Source organism: Colwellia polaris (genome assembly GCF_002104515.1).
In the GTDB taxonomy this organism is placed as follows: Bacteria; Pseudomonadota; Gammaproteobacteria; order Enterobacterales; family Alteromonadaceae; genus Cognaticolwellia; species Cognaticolwellia polaris.
This window is the reverse complement of the sequence record NZ_NBOE01000009.1, coordinates 20,022-36,737: the sequence shown is the minus strand read 5'-3', so window position 1 is coordinate 36,737 and position 16,716 is coordinate 20,022. Positions and strand designations below refer to the sequence as shown.

At 36.6% G+C, this 16,716-nt stretch carries 14 protein-coding genes; 9 read left to right on the top strand and 5 right to left on the bottom strand.

The window, feature by feature from the left end; all coding sequences use genetic code 11:
- The 6 genes from hisA (at window position 1) to B6A32_RS13760 (ending at window position 6,010) form a co-directional block, all read left to right on the top strand.
- The gene (gene hisA, locus B6A32_RS13785) at window positions 1-738 is read left to right on the top strand and encodes a 1-(5-phosphoribosyl)-5-[(5-phosphoribosylamino)methylideneamino]imidazole-4-carboxamide isomerase (protein ID WP_085305065.1); all 738 of its coding nucleotides are present in this window, start codon (window positions 1-3) and stop codon (window positions 736-738) included.
- Window positions 720-1,508: an imidazole glycerol phosphate synthase subunit HisF gene (gene hisF, locus B6A32_RS13780; RefSeq protein WP_085305063.1), complete on the top strand. Its 789-nt coding sequence runs from the start codon at window positions 720-722 to the stop codon at window positions 1,506-1,508. Before hisA ends, hisF begins: the two co-directional genes overlap by 19 nt.
- On the top strand, window positions 1,502-2,125 hold the full coding sequence (gene hisIE, locus B6A32_RS13775) for a bifunctional phosphoribosyl-AMP cyclohydrolase/phosphoribosyl-ATP diphosphatase HisIE (protein WP_085305061.1): 624 nt from the start codon (window positions 1,502-1,504) through the stop codon (window positions 2,123-2,125). Before hisF ends, hisIE begins: the two co-directional genes overlap by 7 nt.
- A gap of 316 nt (window positions 2,126-2,441) precedes the next feature.
- Window positions 2,442-2,753, top strand: coding sequence for a hypothetical protein (locus B6A32_RS13770; protein WP_085305059.1), 312 nt, complete (start codon window positions 2,442-2,444; stop codon window positions 2,751-2,753).
- Between the two features lie 320 nt (window positions 2,754-3,073).
- Window positions 3,074-5,386, top strand: coding sequence for a bifunctional diguanylate cyclase/phosphodiesterase (locus B6A32_RS13765; protein WP_085305056.1), 2,313 nt, complete (start codon window positions 3,074-3,076; stop codon window positions 5,384-5,386).
- 153 nt (window positions 5,387-5,539) lie between these two features.
- Window positions 5,540-6,010 carry a GNAT family N-acetyltransferase gene (locus tag B6A32_RS13760; protein ID WP_085305276.1) on the top strand — a complete coding sequence of 157 codons (471 nt, stop codon included), beginning with the start codon at window positions 5,540-5,542 and terminating at the stop codon, window positions 6,008-6,010.
- Window positions 6,011-6,083: 73 nt separating this feature from the next.
- On the opposite strand, the gene B6A32_RS13755 is transcribed toward B6A32_RS13760, so the two are convergent.
- Window positions 6,084-6,479 (bottom strand): MAPEG family protein, encoded by a 396-nt coding sequence (locus B6A32_RS13755; protein WP_085305054.1) that lies wholly within the window; start codon window positions 6,477-6,479, stop codon window positions 6,084-6,086.
- Between the two features lie 291 nt (window positions 6,480-6,770).
- On the opposite strand from B6A32_RS13755, the gene msrA reads away from it, so the two are divergent.
- Window positions 6,771-7,370 carry a peptide-methionine (S)-S-oxide reductase MsrA gene (gene msrA, locus B6A32_RS13750; RefSeq protein ID WP_085305052.1) on the top strand — a complete coding sequence of 200 codons (600 nt, stop codon included), beginning with the start codon at window positions 6,771-6,773 and terminating at the stop codon, window positions 7,368-7,370.
- A 209-nt stretch (window positions 7,371-7,579) separates the two neighbouring features.
- Here msrA and adk read toward each other — a convergent pair whose 3' ends face one another.
- Window positions 7,580-8,224 (bottom strand): adenylate kinase, encoded by a 645-nt coding sequence (gene adk / locus B6A32_RS13745; RefSeq protein ID WP_085305049.1) that lies wholly within the window; start codon window positions 8,222-8,224, stop codon window positions 7,580-7,582.
- Window positions 8,225-8,404: 180 nt separating this feature from the next.
- Window positions 8,405-10,366, bottom strand: a complete 1,962-nt coding sequence (gene htpG / locus B6A32_RS13740; protein WP_085305047.1) for a molecular chaperone HtpG — start codon at window positions 10,364-10,366, stop codon at window positions 8,405-8,407.
- A gap of 344 nt (window positions 10,367-10,710) precedes the next feature.
- On the opposite strand from htpG, the gene B6A32_RS13735 reads away from it, so the two are divergent.
- A complete protein-coding gene (locus B6A32_RS13735; RefSeq protein ID WP_085305045.1) occupies window positions 10,711-11,901 on the top strand; it encodes a YbfB/YjiJ family MFS transporter in 1,191 nt (396 codons plus the stop codon).
- A 120-nt stretch (window positions 11,902-12,021) separates the two neighbouring features.
- Here the strand turns inward: B6A32_RS13735 and recR are convergent, their stop codons facing one another.
- On the bottom strand, window positions 12,022-12,627 hold the full coding sequence (gene recR / locus B6A32_RS13730) for a recombination mediator RecR (RefSeq protein WP_085305043.1): 606 nt from the start codon (window positions 12,625-12,627) through the stop codon (window positions 12,022-12,024).
- 358 nt (window positions 12,628-12,985) lie between these two features.
- Between recR and B6A32_RS13725 the strand changes: the two genes are divergently transcribed.
- Complete coding sequence (locus tag B6A32_RS13725; RefSeq protein WP_085305039.1) at window positions 12,986-14,809, top strand: winged helix-turn-helix domain-containing protein; 1,824 nt, start codon at window positions 12,986-12,988, stop codon at window positions 14,807-14,809.
- 98 nt (window positions 14,810-14,907) lie between these two features.
- Here the strand turns inward: B6A32_RS13725 and B6A32_RS13720 are convergent, their stop codons facing one another.
- Window positions 14,908-16,581: an SUMF1/EgtB/PvdO family nonheme iron enzyme gene (locus B6A32_RS13720; protein ID WP_085305037.1), complete on the bottom strand. Its 1,674-nt coding sequence runs from the start codon at window positions 16,579-16,581 to the stop codon at window positions 14,908-14,910.
- Window positions 16,582-16,716 lie beyond the last annotated feature (135 nt).

Sequence of the window (16,716 nt, the reverse complement as noted above, 5' to 3'; positions counted from 1 at the left end):
ATGATGATCCCAGCAATTGATTTAATCGACGGAGAAGTCGTCCGGTTATTTCAAGGTGATTACCAACAGAAAACCAACTATCAATATAGCGCAAAAGAGCGACAAAACGTTTACGCAAAAGCTGGTGCTACTGTAATGCATTTTGTCGATTTAGACGGTGCAAAAGATAGTCATAAACGCCAATTAACTTTACTTGAAACTTTGGTTAAGCACGACACAATGATCATTCAAGTCGGTGGTGGTGTGCGTTGCAAAGAAGACGTACAACAGTTACTCGATTTAGGTGCCGACCGAGTGGTAATTGGCTCGCTTGCAATAAAAGAGCCTGACCTAGTGCGCACTTGGATCACAGAGTTTGGCGGTGAAAAAATTGTTTTAGCATTAGATGTAAAAATTGATGCTGACGGAAACAAAACCCTACCAACTCACGGTTGGATAAAAGACAGTGGCGTTAATTTAGAAACATTACTAGATGATTACATTGCCGCAGGCTTAATTCACGTACTTTGCACCGACATTAGCAAAGACGGTACATTAACCGGTAGCAACGTCGGCATGTATCAAGAACTTTGTCAGCAATACCCAAGTATAAAATGGCAAGCTTCAGGTGGTATTGGCTCATTAGACGATATAAAAGCGCTTATTCCAACCGGCGTTGACGGCGTTATATTGGGCCGCTCATTACTTGAAGGTAAGTTTACCTTAGAGGAGGCAATAGCATGCTGGCCAAACGCATAATTCCTTGTCTTGATGTTCGTGATGGTAAAGTGGTTAAAGGCGTGCAATTTCGAAACCATGAAATCATTGGCGACATAGTACCACTCGCGCAAAAATATGCTGAAGCGGGTGCTGACGAACTGGTTTTTTATGATATTACCGCGAGCTCAGACGATCGCGTTGTTGATAAAAGCTGGGTTAGCCGAATTGCAGAAGTTATCGATATTCCTTTTTGTGTCGCTGGCGGTATAAAAACAGAAGAAGATGCGAAACAAATTTTAATGATGGGTGCTGATAAAATCTCCATCAACTCCCCTGCTTTAAGAGATCCTAGCTTAATCGCTCGGTTAGCCGATGTATTTGGCCAGCAATGTATTGTTATTGGTGTTGATAGCTTTTTTAATCAAGACGCTAATAACGGTAAAGGTGAATATCAAGTTTACCAATTTACCGGTGACGAGGCCCGTACACAAAAAACGAAGTGGCGCACCTTAGATTGGATTCAAGAAGTGCAAAAACTTGGCGCTGGCGAAATTGTCTTAAATTGCATGAATCAAGACGGTGTTCGCCAAGGTTATGACATTAATCAACTTAAACAAGTAAGAGCCTTGTGTAATGTGCCCCTTATCGCCTCGGGTGGCGCAGGTGAAATATCACACTTTGTTGATGTTTTTCAGCAAGCCGATGTTGACGGTGCCCTAGCAGCGAGTGTTTTCCATAAAGGCATTATTGCGATGGATGAATTAAAGCAAACCCTAAGAAATGAGAAAGTTGAGATCAGATTATGCTAATTACAAATGACAATATTAGCCAATTGGCATGGGATAAAATGGATGGCATGATCCCAGCTATTATTCAGCACCAAGATACTGGTGCTGTGCTAATGCAAGGTTATATGAATGCTGAAGCGTTAGAGAAAACAATAACGACAGGCTTAGCCACTTTTTACAGTCGCGCCAAACAAGGTTTGTGGTGTAAAGGCGAAACCAGTGGCAACTTTTTGAAAGTCAGTCAAGTAGTAACCGATTGCGATCAAGACAGCCTGTTAATTGCCTGTCGCCCTCAAGGGCCTACTTGTCACCTTGGTACAGAATCTTGCTTTCCTGAGCAAAAACTTAGCCAACAGAATTTTCTTAGCCATCTTGAGCAAGTTATCGCTAGTCGCAAAAATGACGCACCTGCAGACAGCTACACCGCACATTTATTTTCACGTGGCACCACTAAAATGGCACAAAAAGTAGGTGAAGAAGGCGTTGAAGTCGCACTTGCTGCAGTGGCTGAAACCAAAGAAGATTTATTAGGCGAATGTGCTGATTTGTTTTATCACACCATTGTACTGCTGCAAGACCAAAATATAGAACTGAGTGAAGTTATGGAGGTGTTACAAGCTAGACACCAGAAAAAATAACTCTGCCAGCCAGATAACTGTCACTTATCGCTTATGTATCAAGTGGTTACCTTGTAGTTATCAGCAAGTTAATAATACACAAGTAACTTAGTTAACCACTTAATCGGTTATCTAAGCTGCTTTATTAACATTTTTATTAGCCAAGTTCCCTGCTTATCTATTTAGCTGCTTACCAGCTTAATAATCGAATATTTGTCGTCAAATACCAGCAAATTAAGTCAGAATATTAGCGTTTAGCGTTTGATCATTAATGTTTTGGTGTATATAATTCGCGCAATATTTTTTCATCTCGAAAAATTACGCTAAGGAAAGCACATTGTTAAAGTTTCATGCTATAAAAAAATACGGCTCCAAATTAAGGCCTAAACTGGTCAATCGTTTTGGTGAGAAAAAATATTATAGCCCCTCAGAAGTTAGATCCACTGTTTACCAAAAAAACTTCAACCCTAAATATTTACCTTTAGCGTATTTACTTTGTTTAGAGAAAAATGATTTAAAAAACGTATTATTTACCGAATATCCAGAACTCGATATTGAGCAGTATAGAATAGAAATTAACGACTATATTACGCGAAAGAAATACGGTGAATACTTTCAACGTTTAAACCATGAGCTAACAAATAATTGAACAACTTCAATATAGAAGTCAGATAATCAATTTACAATAATTAACCATGATGTAGTTTGTAATTTCTTTCCTCGCTATATACGCTATTTATTATTTCTGCTATTTTTATTTAACAAACAAAGATAATTTCTAATACCTACTCCAATAATTATGCTATCTAGGTTTTCATAAGAGAAACAAATAATTATAAGGCATAAGGTTTAATAAGTAGTTATTTTACTTATCAATTTTATAACGCAATGGTTATTCAACTTGATAAGTAGTTAATTTATATATTACGCATTATAAAACAACAATTAGACTTGAAAAGTTAATGGTATATGACAACTAAATTGAAAGATCGACCATTAGAAAACAAAATTATTTTGACCGGTAGCGCAGCGGCTGTTCTTGCTTTTATTCCTATTCTTTTATATAGCATTCAGATTCAAGATACCGTAGAAATAATACTATCGTTAATTGGAATGATGGCGATCTTGATTATATTCTTAGGTGTTTTATTCACCAATAAAACAAAAACATTTAGTTATTTACTTGCTGTTTCTGCTCAAATAATCATTTTAGTTGCTGTTGAACTCAGAGGTGAAAATTTAATTTATTGGGCTTTTCCATTAATAATTGCATGCTTTTATTTACTACCAACGATAGTCGCTAGTATTTTAAATGCAGCATTAATTACTGGCATTTTTTACCTCACCTACCAACAAGTTGATAACTTTATACTACTTAGAATTGTTGTAACCTTAATACTAACTAACGTTTTTGCATCTGCATTTTCGATATTTATGAAAAATAAAAATCAACAGCTTTTGCGCAGTGACAATTTAAATCAACTTCGTAATAAAATTCTTGAGTTAATTGCTAGCTCTGCGCCATTATCACAAATCCTGCCAGCCATAATACTCGGAATTGAAAAAGTGCACCCTAAAATGCTGTGCAGTATTTTACTCATTGATGAGTCAGGTAAAATACTATTACAAGGTGCTGCACCAAGCTTACCTACTTTCTATAACGAAGCGGTTCACGGTTTTGAAATTGGTCAAGGAAAAGGCTCTTGTGGCACGGCCGCGTTCACAAAAAAAAGGGTTATTGTGAGTGATATATCAACACACCCTTATTGGTCTGGTTGGGCTCCACTTGCAAAATCAGCCGGTTTATCAGCGTGTTGGTCAGAGCCTATTATCGACAGTAAAGATAATTTACTGGGCACCTTTGCTATTTATCATGGTAAAAAGTCTAGCCCAAATAAAACGCATTTTGCTTTAATTGAACAAATATCCAACCTTGTTCGTATTGCTATTGAACGCGACAAAGCTGATAAAACTATTTGGCATCAGGCAAATTTTGACAGTTTAACAAAACTGCCAAATCGTAATCTATTAATGGAGCATTTAAAAACTGCACTAGCGACTGCTAAACAAGAAAAAACCCAACTTAGTATCGCAATGCTAGATATTGATAACTTTAAAGATATTAATGACTCTCTTGGACACAATGTTGGCGATGAATTACTAATAGCAAGTGCTACACGTATCAAAAACTGCATTCGAAAAAATGATATCGTTGCCAGGTTAGGCGGTGATGAATTTATTATAGTACTGGTAGGCCCTACTACTTCTGTAGATATTGAAAACATAGGGCAAAGTATATTGGTTGCTATTGACCAACCCTTTATTATCGACGAAAAAAGTGTTCACTGTACGGCAAGTATCGGTATTGCTACTTATCCTAACGATGCTATTCATATAGATTCGCTGCTAAGAAATGCCGATCAAGCTATGTATAATGCTAAAAGTTTTGGCCGCAATAGTGTTCAACTATTCACTGAAAATATGCGAACTGACTTTCTTAAACGTATGGAAATTATTAAAGATTTACGTATTGCTTTAGCCCAAAAACAATTTCATATGGTTTATCAACCTATTGTTAACTTATCAAACAACAAAGTATTAAAAGCTGAAGCACTGATCCGTTGGCAACACCCTGAAAAAGGTTTAATTTCGCCAATAGATTTTATACCGATTGCAGAAGCAACAGGTTTGATAGTAGAGATTAGCGAATGGATATTTTCTGAGGTATCTGAAAAAGTGAAATACTGGCGAGAAACAATTTGTCCAGAGCTAATGATCAGCATAAATACATCGCCAGTTCAGTATAAAGACCAAGGAAAGCAAATTACCGCTTGGGTCGAGTCAATGGCAATACAAAATCTTCCTACGCAAGCTATAGCCATTGAAATTACCGAAAACCTATTAATGGAAAACCAAACAGAAGTTGTTCGGGTACTTGATCAAATTCGTCAACAGGGTGTTGCTGTTGCCATTGATGATTTTGGTACTGGATACTGTTCATTCTCATACTTGAAAAACTATGCTATCGATTACTTAAAAATCGATAAAAGTTTTATCCAGAAAATGTCAGCAGATACTAAAGATGCAGCTCTTTGTGAGGCCATTATAGTAATGGCCAGTAAACTCAATATTGATGTTATTGCAGAAGGCATTGAAACCGTTCAACAAAAGGAGTTTTTAACACAAGTTGGTTGCCTTTATGGCCAGGGTTATTTATTAGCAATGCCAATGTCTGATATCGATTTTGAACAATTACTGACTAAAGATACAATACCGAAATAAGCACTATAGCTTAATTTATATCGTCCTTAATAAGTAACTTCATTGATAAATAAGGCTGGTATTATTAACGATACTTCACAATTGATTATTGCTGTACAGCCTGCCTTTAAGGTATCTTAGTTGTTAAAGAAACATGATAAAAAACGATATAAAATGAGTATACCTACCGATAAGCTATGGAAAAATAAAACGTTCGAGCAACTAAATACAACCGAACTTTACGACTTACTTAAGTTAAGAATTGATATATTTGTTGTCGAACAAAGTTGTTTTTATCCTGACCTAGACAACCTTGACCGCCACCCAGATACTCAGCACTTATTTTGCTATCAAGCAGATGTAATGACAGCATATCTTCGTATTCTTCCTAAAGGGCTAACTTATCCAAACAACATCAGTATTGGACGAGTTGTAACTGCCCAAAGTGCTCGCGGAAGCGGCCTTGGCCATGAATTAATGCGTAAAGGTTTAGCACTGTGCCTTAATATTTTCCCTAATGATACGGTAAAAATCTCAGCACAAGAGCACTTAGAAAAATACTACAATCAACATGGTTTTGAACGTGTGAGCGAGATGTACTTAGAAGATGATATTCCGCATATTGCTATGCTTAAAACGCGTTAAGTTAAACGTGCAAAACTAAAAAAGCCAACTGTAATGTTGGCATTTTTATAAGAAATAAAAAACGACTTAAGTTTTAGGCAAAAACAAATAAGCGAATATTTTCTATCGATAAAACGAGTAATACGATAAAGGTTGCCAATACACCTATTTGACGAGGCTTAGAGCTACCAATTGTTTTACTAATTCCTATAGCATGCGATAAGCGAGCTAATAATAAAACACCACCAAGTAAGTGTAACATTAACGCTGACGCGCCATTTATTTCATAACAGCCCATTAGTATTAATGCCAACGGAACATATTCTGAAAAATTGCCATGAATACGAACACGTTTAGCTAAGGTTGAGCTCTCACCTGTACCTATACCAACCTTAGCACTCAAGCGTTCACGAATTATATTAATTGAAAATCCTATAAATAAGAGTGCTAATAGGCTTGCATAAAAGCCAGTTATTGAAAGCGATGTCATGGTGTTTCCTTTGAGATTAATAATGAATAAATTTCAACTATTGCGAAATATTAACGATTAAGCACTTAAATTCATAGCAGTATTTACACTTTATACATTGCAAATTATCAATTCTCGTAAATACCACTAAATACGGCTATGAAGTAAATTAACTCGCTGTAAGTATTAGATTACTTCAACGTCAGGCAATTTTAACAATGATAAAAAATGAAATGCTTTTGATTAATAGCAGGTCTACTATGATTAACTACATAACGCTTTATACATCCACTTTTTAGACGTGAGATAATTATGAAAAAAATTCTAGGCTTAGTTTTAACATCTTCGGTACTTATTTATGCATCGTTAGGGCATACAGCTGAAAGCAAGAAAGCCATTTTAGCTGGCGGTTGTTTTTGGTGTATGGAATCAGATTTTGAAAAGCTCCCCGGCGTTACCAATGTTATATCTGGCTTTACTGGCGGAAAGATAAAGAATCCCACCTATAATGGCGATCATACCGGCCATTATGAGGCGGTAGAAATAACTTATGATCCAACATTAGTCAGCTATCAAGCTATACTCGATCATTATTGGGTAAACATTGACCCATTTGATGCCAAAGGGCAATTTTGCGATAAAGGTCCAAGTTACCTAAGTGCTATTTTTGTCGCTAACGAGCAAGAGCGTAAACTCGCTGAAGCAACAAAGTCAGCAGTAAAAGCAGAGTTTCCTGATCAAACGGTTGTTACGCCTATATTAAACACTAGTACCTTCTACCCTATAAAAGGGAAAGAAAGTTATCACCAAGATTATTATAAAAACAACCCGATTCGATACAACACCTATCGCTGGCGATGTGGCAGAGATAGCCGTTTAGACGAAATTTGGGGGGACAGAACAACGCATTAATTACATTAGTTTTATGTAATGTCACGAAAATTAAGCTGCAGTAATGTTGCTGAATTTAAATTATGGCTCGTTAATCAATTCAATAAACGGTAGCGGTTTAGATAAAGCTTCGTAGCAAGTTTAATAGTAAACTTAAACGCCATATACAAAAAAGCTCGCCTAAGCGAGCTTTATCATTTTAACGTAACATTGTTTCTCTTAAGTTTAACTTAAGATAGTTTCTCATCTAACAATGCACTAACTTGTTCAACTGGCTGAGTGCCGTCAATGGTTAAATAAGCACAAGCATCTGCTTTAGCTTCAGCCTGGTAATAAGCAACAAGTGGCTTAGTTTGTTCATGGTAAATGCCTAAACGCTTACGCACAGTAGCTTCTTCATCATCAGGACGAATCGCTAAATCATCGCCAGATACATCATCTTTACCTTCCACTTTCGGTGGATTATAAACGATATGATAAACGCGACCAGAGCCAGCATGAACACGGCGACCAGCCATACGTTCAACAATGACTTCGTCTGGTACGTCAAATTCAATAACATAATCAACCGCAACGCCATTTTCTTTCATTGCGTCGGCTTGAGGAATAGTGCGAGGAAAACCATCAAGTAAAAAACCAGCTTTACAGTCATCTTGAGCAATACGCTCTTTAACTAAACCAATAATTAATTCATCAGAAACGAGCTGACCTGCGTCCATTACTGCTTTAGCTTTTTTACCAAGATCAGTACCTGCTTTAATTGCAGCGCGAAGCATATCACCAGTAGAAATTTGTGGAATGCCAAATTTAGCCATTAAAAATTGTGCTTGAGTACCCTTACCGGCACCAGGTGCACCTAATAAAATAATGCGCATTTAGTATAACCCTATTTAATAAATGAATTGGTTTTCGAAATTGCAAACACTATACATTTTCAAAGGATTTCAAACAAGTGGTAAGCACTGCAAATAAACAAAAAAGGAGCTAAAAAGCTCCTTTTTTTGACTAAAGTCTAACGACATTATGACTTAAGTAGTATTCAACCTAAGTTGTTACTATTTAGTCAGGCTTAGCATTAACTTGTTTAAGCGTGACACAAATGTAGCAGGGTCTTTTAAGCTGCCACGCTCTGCCAACATCGCTTGTTCAAATAAAACTTCAGCCCATTGCTTAAATTGCGCATCATCTTGTTCATCAGCAACGTGTTTAATTAAGTCATGTTCAGCGTTAATTTCAAAAATTGGTAATGAATCAGGTACTTCTTGACCAACCGATTGCATTAACTTCATCATTTGGCTGCTCATGTCATGCTCGTCAGCAACAATACACGCTGGAGAGTCAGTTAAACGTTGTGAAATTTTAACGTCTTTAGCTTTGCCTTCAAGCGCTGTTTTAATACGAGTAACAACAGAATCAAATTCTTGTTCAAGTTTTTCTTGAGCTTCTTTAGTTTCTGCATCATCCATATCGCCAAGGTCTAAACCGCCACGAGTTACAGACTGTAATTGCTTACCGTCAAACTCAGTTAAATGGCTTACTAACCATTCATCGATACGGTCAGACATTAATAAAACTTCAATGCCTTTCTTGCGAAATACTTCTAAGTGCGGGCTATTTTTAGCGGCTTCAAAGCTGTCTGCAACCACATAATAAATTTTATCTTGGCCTTCTTTCATACGCTCAATATATTGGGCAAATGAAGTACTTTGCATACTGTTATCTTGATGTGTAGAAGCAAAGCGCATAAGTTTTGCAATACCATCTTTATTGGCTGCATCTTCTGCTGGACCTTCTTTAAGCACTTGGCCAAATTCATTCCAAAATAGTTGATATTGTTCAGTGTCTTTGTTGCCTAATTTTTCAAGCATTTTTAAAACACGTTTAGTACAACCCTTGCGAATTGCTTCTGTGATTTTGTTATCTTGTAAAATTTCACGTGATACGTTCAAAGGTAAATCGTTTGAATCTAATAAACCTTTCACAAAACGTAAATAGCTAGGCATAAATTGCTCAGCATCATCCATAATGAATACACGTTGAACAAACAGTTTTAAACCATGCTGTTTTTCACGGTTGTGCATATCAAATGGTGCTTTCGACGGGATATAAAGTAATGAAGTATATTCTGTTTTACCTTCTACTTTGTTGTGTTCCCATAAAAGCGGATCGCCAAAGTCATGTGAAACATGCTTATAAAACTCTTTATATTCTTCATCTGTAACGTCAGACTTTTCACGTGTCCAAAGCGCTGTCGCTTTGTTTACTGGCTCCCAAAGTGCTGGAACAGCATCGCGCGCTTCAATAGCAGGCGAAGTAACGTTTCCTTCATCATCTTTTACTTCAGCTACCGCTTCAACAGCAGGAACTTTAGGCGTTAACATTTCTACAGACACAGAGATATGATCAGAGTATTTAGTAACAATCGATTTTAAACGCCAATCGTCAGCATACTCACTTTCTTCTTCTTTTAAGTGAAGAATAATATCTGTACCACGGTTAGTTTTTTCAATTTTAGCTGTGGTGAACTCGCCTTCACCGGCACTTGTCCATTCAACACCTTCAGAGGCAGCAACACCTGCAGCGCGTGAACGAACAGTTACTGAGTCAGCAACGATAAATGCAGAGTAAAAACCAACACCAAATTGACCAATTAATTGTGAGTCAGACGCTTGGTCACCAGAAAGTTGTGAGAAAAACTCAGCCGTGCCTGATTTAGCAATAGTACCTAAATGCTCAATGATTTGGTCATGTGTCATACCAATACCGTTATCAGAAATTGTTAAGGTATTGTTTTCTTTATCACAACTTACACGAACACGTAAATCACCGTCGCCTTCATAGAGATCAGCGTTCGATAATGCTTTAAAACGTAACTTATCAGCGGCATCTGCGGCATTAGAAACTAACTCACGTAAAAATATTTCTTTGTTTGAATAAAGTGAGTGAATCATCAACTGTAATAGTTGTTTTACTTCGGTTTGAAAACCATGAACTTCTTTTTGACCTGCTTCTGACATCTTGAAACTTCCTAATCTAACTAACATGAAAACATTTGATAATTGTGCGTAGTAAACATTTTTGTTTAATACTCACTCGATAACTAACATGTGGGGGTCGCAAAAATGTTTTCAAGCACATAATTAAAATTTTATTCGAGCGCAAAATTCCACTGCGTTATATCTAAAGCCCTGAAACTGCATAAAGCCTAATAGAAGTAAGTAGGAAATGTCTTTTAAATACCCTACATCAAAAATAATAATTTGCTTCTGGCAACGTCAATCTTTACATTGAAGCCTCACCTTTTACTGCGCAAGTAAGGCGCAGACTTCTTTTATGAATAAGTGTCACACAGGGATTCAATATGCTTTTTGATCGAAATAACAATGCCGCTATTTTATTAGCAGGTATTTTGGCGTTAGTTATTGGTGTTGGAGTTGCGCGATTTGCTTTTACATCATTACTCCCTGCTATGTTAGAAGAAGACCTCAGTATTGCTTTTGCAGGCTTGTTGGCATCGATTAATTATGTCGGTTATTTATCTGGCTCAATTTTTTCAATTTTTATAAAAGATATACACGCCAAAGTTAAATTCTTTCGTATCGGCTTAGTTTTATGTATTTTAACATCCCTGGTTTTAGCCTTTAATGAAAATAACATTATTTGGTTAATATCACGTTTACTCGCAGGGTTCGGTGCTGCCATGGCACTTGTTGTGGGCTCGGCTATTGTGATGTCAAAGTTACAAAACACCAATAAAACTAAAGCAATGGGTATTCACTTTAGTGGCTTAGGCTTTTCTATTTTAGTGTCTGATTTAATTATGCGTGCTGTATTTTCTTCTGGCGGTAACTGGCAAAATGCTTGGTTCATATTAGCCATTGCAGGTACCGTGTTCGCTTGTTATTCAGGCTATATTCTCAGTTTTGAAAAACAACCTGCAGAGCAAGTGGTTAAACATAATTTTGATAAGTCACTATTTACTCCCCTAGTTATTGTATTGGCACTAGCCTACTTTACTGAAGGTGTAGGCATGGTAGTTCAAGCAACGTTTTTACCTGATATTGTTAACTCATTACCTGGACTTGATGGTTATGGTGGTTACGCTTGGTTAGCGGTAGGTTTAGCCGGTATTCCTTCTTGTATTATCTGGATGCGTTTAGCACACAAATATAACAGTATCGATATTATGATGGTGGCAATGGCCTTGCAGGTGGTTGGCATTTTAATCCCGATATTTTCCGCTAATATTTATCTTAATTTGATCAGCGGCATTTTATTCGGAGCCACCTTTATTGGGCTTGTTTCATTGTTTATGAATTATGGTGGCCAGCTCGCAGGTAAAAACCCAGTTTTTATTATGGGATTAATTACCGCAGCTTATGGAGTAGGACAAGTGGTGGCGCCGTTATATTGCGTGGCGTTAATCGCAAAATTTCATAATTACAATGCGGCACTTTATCTCACCGCGTTTATTGTTTGTTGTGGAATTTTATTACTTAAATATGCACAAACAAATTTAATTGTTAAAACACCTGTTAAAATTATTGGCTAGTATTTTACTGTTAAGCGCCATTCACTGCTACATTCACTGCTAAGTGTATTCACAAGTTAAAGCCAATAGACTTAGCAGAGTTCTGAGCAAAAAAGCTGAAAGATATAAAACAAGTTAGCACTAAAAGTTATAGTTTTTTCGCCCCGACAAGGCATGCGACAATGTATTACCGTCAACATATTCTAATTCACCGCCAACAGGTACACCATGTGCAATTCTTGATATTTCAACATCATAGGTTTGGGTAAGTTCAGCAATAAAGTGCGCGGTGGCTTCGCCCTCTACAGTAGGGTTAGTGGCTAAAATAACTTCACTAAATTGACCTGAAGCGAGTTGTTTTTCTAAAATATCTAAACCTAAATCATCGGGACCAATACCATCAAGCGGAGATAAATGCCCCATTAACACAAAGTAGCGTCCTTGAAACTCACCGGTTTGCTCTATCGCAATAACGTCGGCAGGTGTTTCAACAATACATAATTGCGTGGCTATTTTACGCTTAGGACTTTGACAAATTTCACATAGCTCTTCTTCTGTAAAATTACGACATTGTTGGCAATGACCAATATTTTCCATAGCGCGCGCTAACGTTTGAGAAAGCTTACTGCCACCATGGCGATTGCGCTCAAGTAAATGAAAAGCCATACGTTGTGCTGACTTTGCACCAACACCAGGTAAACACTTTAATGAATCAATAAGTTCTTGAACTAACGGGCTAAATTTCATTACGACTCTTTTGACTTAAATTGGTTTAAACTGAATTAATAAGTTTTTATTCACCTAACATAACCGTGTAAATGAATAATATTGAGCGCAGAGTTTAGCACTCAGTTTGCATGTTGATAATAAATAATTAAAAAATTTATCGAATATTACAAATAGGAAGGTAAATTGTACCGCATAGTGACGATTGTATTAGCAGCTACATTAGCTACATTGCTCAAATTAGATTAACTATTTTCTGTAACCTTAAATCTCTGCTAGCCTTTTTCATTGTAGAATTAATAAATTCATACGCTTCATCACCTAATAAGTTAAGATACCTGTAAAACAAATAATCATACGATACATTATAATAAAAACAATGCGTTATATATTTCAAAATTTTGAATTTGATAGTACAAGTTTAGTGCTGAAAAAAGATAATCAGGCGCTAGCTATTCGACATAATGAAGCCAAAGTACTCAAACTTTTACTGGAACATTCAGATAATGTTTTTAGTAAAGAAGAAATTTTATCTCATGTTTGGCAAGACAAAGTTGTATCAGAGCAGGCTGTTTTTCAAAGTATTAGTAACCTAAGAGCTCTTTTAGGTAATCAGGCAATAAAAACTTTTTCAAAACGTGGTTATCAATGGCAGCTCAATATTGATGCTATAGACTTAGTGAATGAAACCGAAAAGTCTAGTGCAAATGCAAATAAAGCAGAGCAAAAAACAAGTGATTTAGTTGAAACAAAAGCGATAAATCACTGGATAATATTAACGCTAGTTAGTATTGCCTTTCTTGTTTTTATAGCAATTAAGTTAATGAGTAGGCCAGCTCAAGAAGACAACAATTCGGTGATTAAAATTTCTTATATCCCGATGACTAACCAGCAAGAGTCTAAGGTTATTAAACTTGAAGATAATGCGTATTTTGATTTTACCGAATTATCTCAATTAAATACCGCTGACTTTCAAACCTCAGCTGAGCTTGAATACCCACTTTTAGCAGCACAGCATCCCTTAGTGTTAACTGGCTCGTTGCGTAATCATAACAATCAGACTTATCTCGACTTTATGCTAAAAGGTCCATTTGCTAATTGGCAAGGTCAAATCTCAGGTAACAATCAACAAACTGTTTTAAAACAACTGCAACAACACTTACAACAACCGGTTATTTATAATCTGCTTAATAGTGTTCAAGCTCCAGAGCTTCAGCAAGCCAACTTATCCATTGCTCATCAACAAGCGCCAAATGATCTCATTATTCTTGGTCAGCTTATTAATACCTACATAATGGTGGGTGAGTTAGAAAAAGCCATGGTAATGGCAAACAAATTGGAGAATATTTCTGCAACACAAAACCAAATACAATATATTGGCAATGCGTTACTCTTTCAGAGTGAAATTTTAACCTGTAAAGAGCTGTTCGATTTAAGTGCCGAGAAACTTACGAGTGCTATCGAGCAATTTCAAAAAATTAATGATGTAAAGCGACAAGCCGATGCTTGGTTTGCACAATCTTGGTTAGACCATCATAAGAAAGATTACCCAGAAGTTAAACAAAGCCTACTTAAGTCAGCACAGTTAGCATTTAATGCTCAAGATAAAGAACGAGAGTTAAGTGCTTTAACTTACCTTTCGGTATTAGCATACAAAAATCATCAAGAAGAAGATAAATATCTTTATTTAAAGCAAGCTGAAAACAAAATGAAGGCGTATAAATTACCAAGCTACCATTTTGCTATTGTGCCTTATCACTACGCTATTTTTGCTAAAAATATAGAAGATAAAGAGCCACACTTAAAACAAGTGCTAAAGCTTGCCGCTTTAACGCCTGATTTTTGGGCTGCACAAAATAGTCGTCAACAATTAATGAAATACTATATAAGTCAAAAAAACCTGTTAGATGCACAAATGCTGCTCGATAATATTAATACAGATAATGCTCAGAATTCATATTTAAGAACCTTGCTGGCACAAGCACAGAAAAATGATACGGCATTTTTTACTTATGCTGCACGCACTTTTGAACAAGCAGAGTTAGCTGGTGATACCTACCTTAGTTTAGATATGGCTTTACTGCTGTGTAGTACAAAAATCAAACAAAGTAATCATGCTTTTTATTGTCAGTATATTAATGAAAAGTCTACTGACTATTGGCGACGCAATAATGAAGAAAAGTTGATTGCACTTAACTTATAAGATCATCTTAAAGTTGAAGAGATTAATTACAATAACGCCAGCACTAAAGCCAGAAGTTAAGCCACGAATAAGGCTAGCGTTATGTTGTATGTTTAAGACTAATCGTGTTTAAGGTTTATCCAATTTAGCTTCCAGTGACTATCAAGTGACTTTAATGTCAGTTTACTGTTGCCTTTCTCAAGGTAAATGGTAATTCCTGTTTGCGTTTTCCATTTGTTATAGCCACCTGTGCTAGTTATTCTTTCTCTTGCTAACTCTTTATCATTAACTAATATTGCAAAGCCTTCAGTATCTCGAGGAGCAGCTAAACGGTAAGTTAAATTATAATTTCCTGATTTTTCTACTGTCAGCTGATAAGTTATTATCGCTTTATCACCTATTCCCCTAGAGCCGGTTAAATTGAGTTTGCCGTCAATATCAGATGTTCTAGCTACACTAGCATCACTCAGCTCTGCGGCGGCTTCAGCTTCTATTCTGCCTGGAGCACGCACCCATGACGCTTGAGTTTTTACCCTATTACTATAATCGCTTTGTTGATGGTGCCTAACCGCGACAACAGTATATTCATATTGATGACTATCTATGTTCGCATCTTTAAAGGTGGTTTCAATTATATTTGCAGCTAATAATTTAAAAGTGCTACCCGTGGCGGCATTTCTATAGATTCGATAACTTTCAATATCAGTCTCTGCATTTTTGTCCCACGTTAGCGTCACCATTTCTGCTGTTTGATCCAGTGTTAAATTTTTTACCGTATCTGGGTAAGGTAAAATAGCATCTCGTTTTAATTGTTCGCTGCGCTGCGCTACTTTTAAGTCTTTGTAAAATTTTTTCGTGCTGTTCGATAGGCTTGGTGCTGCACCATCAAGCGCCAACCTAAAACCTTCTACTCCGCCAACAAAGTCTTCCCCCATAACACCTCTTCTACTAACAGGAAAAGTATTCCAGTGCCAACTACCGCCTCGTGCAACCCGATATTCACACTCGTTATTCTCCCAAGGCTTACCGTCACGGTGCGCGTCTTTATAATTATCTTTATAACAATCTGCAATAAATTCGACCACATTACTGATCATATCGTGTAAACCAAAAGGGTTAGGCTTATACATACCAACAATACTGGCATAAGCCGCGTGATCAACACAGTTAGATTTACCATTAAAAAAGTTCACATAGCTAGTACTAGCATCTCGTTGTAAAATGTTCTCACCGGTTAAATCAGCCGTGTTTTCATAGTCACAGACTAGGGTTTGTTCTGTGTCATCACCAAAGTAATATCGATTGCTTGTACCCGCCCTCGCGGCATATTCCCACTCAGCTTCACTCGGTAAACGATAAGGGTGGCCAGTTTCTTTTTTTAACCACTGAGCATACGCATTTTCCGCTTGCCAACCAATACAATTTACCGGTTGAAAGTCGCTAGTATTTAATGAGTTATTTTCCCAAGTTCCATCAGTTTTACCATAATTAAACCAACCATTGAGTTTATGGGTGCATTGAGAAGGCATTTTATAGCCTGTTTGTTCAACAAAGTGTCGAAACTCTTTCACAGTTACTTCATATTTTCCCAAGCTAAACTCAGATAGAGTAACTTTACGAATAGGCTGAGCATCTTCTTCGTCGATATCTCCCATCTTAAAACTACCCGCAGGGATAGTGACCATTATAGGCGCGATAAACTCACTTGCCGTTTCGTTTACATCTTCATTTTCATAAAATGCGTAACTATTTACTGAGAAAAAAAGTGGAATACATAATTTGTATGATTGCATTTAGCTGTCCTTTTTAAAGAGAAGCTAATAATGAAAACTTAAACAAATAAAATCTTATAAAAAATCTATAAATGGGGAAAATATAAAAATTATAGATTTAACATTTCATTTAAGAATATGTTTAGGCATGAGTAT

What these genes read in the sequence shown, in the direction of transcription:
- hisF (WP_085305063.1), top strand. Translation starts at nt 720, where the DNA reads ATGCTGGCCAAACGCATAATTCCTTGTCTTGATGTTCGTGATGGTAAA.
- B6A32_RS13765 (WP_085305056.1), top strand. Translation starts at nt 3,074, where the DNA reads ATGACAACTAAATTGAAAGATCGACCATTAGAAAACAAAATTATTTTG.
- B6A32_RS13725 (WP_085305039.1), top strand. Translation starts at nt 12,986, where the DNA reads ATGCGTTATATATTTCAAAATTTTGAATTTGATAGTACAAGTTTAGTG.
- B6A32_RS13720 (WP_085305037.1), bottom strand. Translation starts at nt 16,581, where the DNA reads ATGCAATCATACAAATTATGTATTCCACTTTTTTTCTCAGTAAATAGT.
- hisIE (WP_085305061.1), top strand. Translation starts at nt 1,502, where the DNA reads ATGCTAATTACAAATGACAATATTAGCCAATTGGCATGGGATAAAATG.
- hisA (WP_085305065.1), top strand. Translation starts at nt 1, where the DNA reads ATGATGATCCCAGCAATTGATTTAATCGACGGAGAAGTCGTCCGGTTA.
- msrA (WP_085305052.1), top strand. Translation starts at nt 6,771, where the DNA reads ATGAAAAAAATTCTAGGCTTAGTTTTAACATCTTCGGTACTTATTTAT.
- B6A32_RS13755 (WP_085305054.1), bottom strand. Translation starts at nt 6,479, where the DNA reads ATGACATCGCTTTCAATAACTGGCTTTTATGCAAGCCTATTAGCACTC.
- htpG (WP_085305047.1), bottom strand. Translation starts at nt 10,366, where the DNA reads ATGTCAGAAGCAGGTCAAAAAGAAGTTCATGGTTTTCAAACCGAAGTA.
- B6A32_RS13735 (WP_085305045.1), top strand. Translation starts at nt 10,711, where the DNA reads ATGCTTTTTGATCGAAATAACAATGCCGCTATTTTATTAGCAGGTATT.
- B6A32_RS13760 (WP_085305276.1), top strand. Translation starts at nt 5,540, where the DNA reads ATGAGTATACCTACCGATAAGCTATGGAAAAATAAAACGTTCGAGCAA.
- adk (WP_085305049.1), bottom strand. Translation starts at nt 8,224, where the DNA reads ATGCGCATTATTTTATTAGGTGCACCTGGTGCCGGTAAGGGTACTCAA.
- recR (WP_085305043.1), bottom strand. Translation starts at nt 12,627, where the DNA reads ATGAAATTTAGCCCGTTAGTTCAAGAACTTATTGATTCATTAAAGTGT.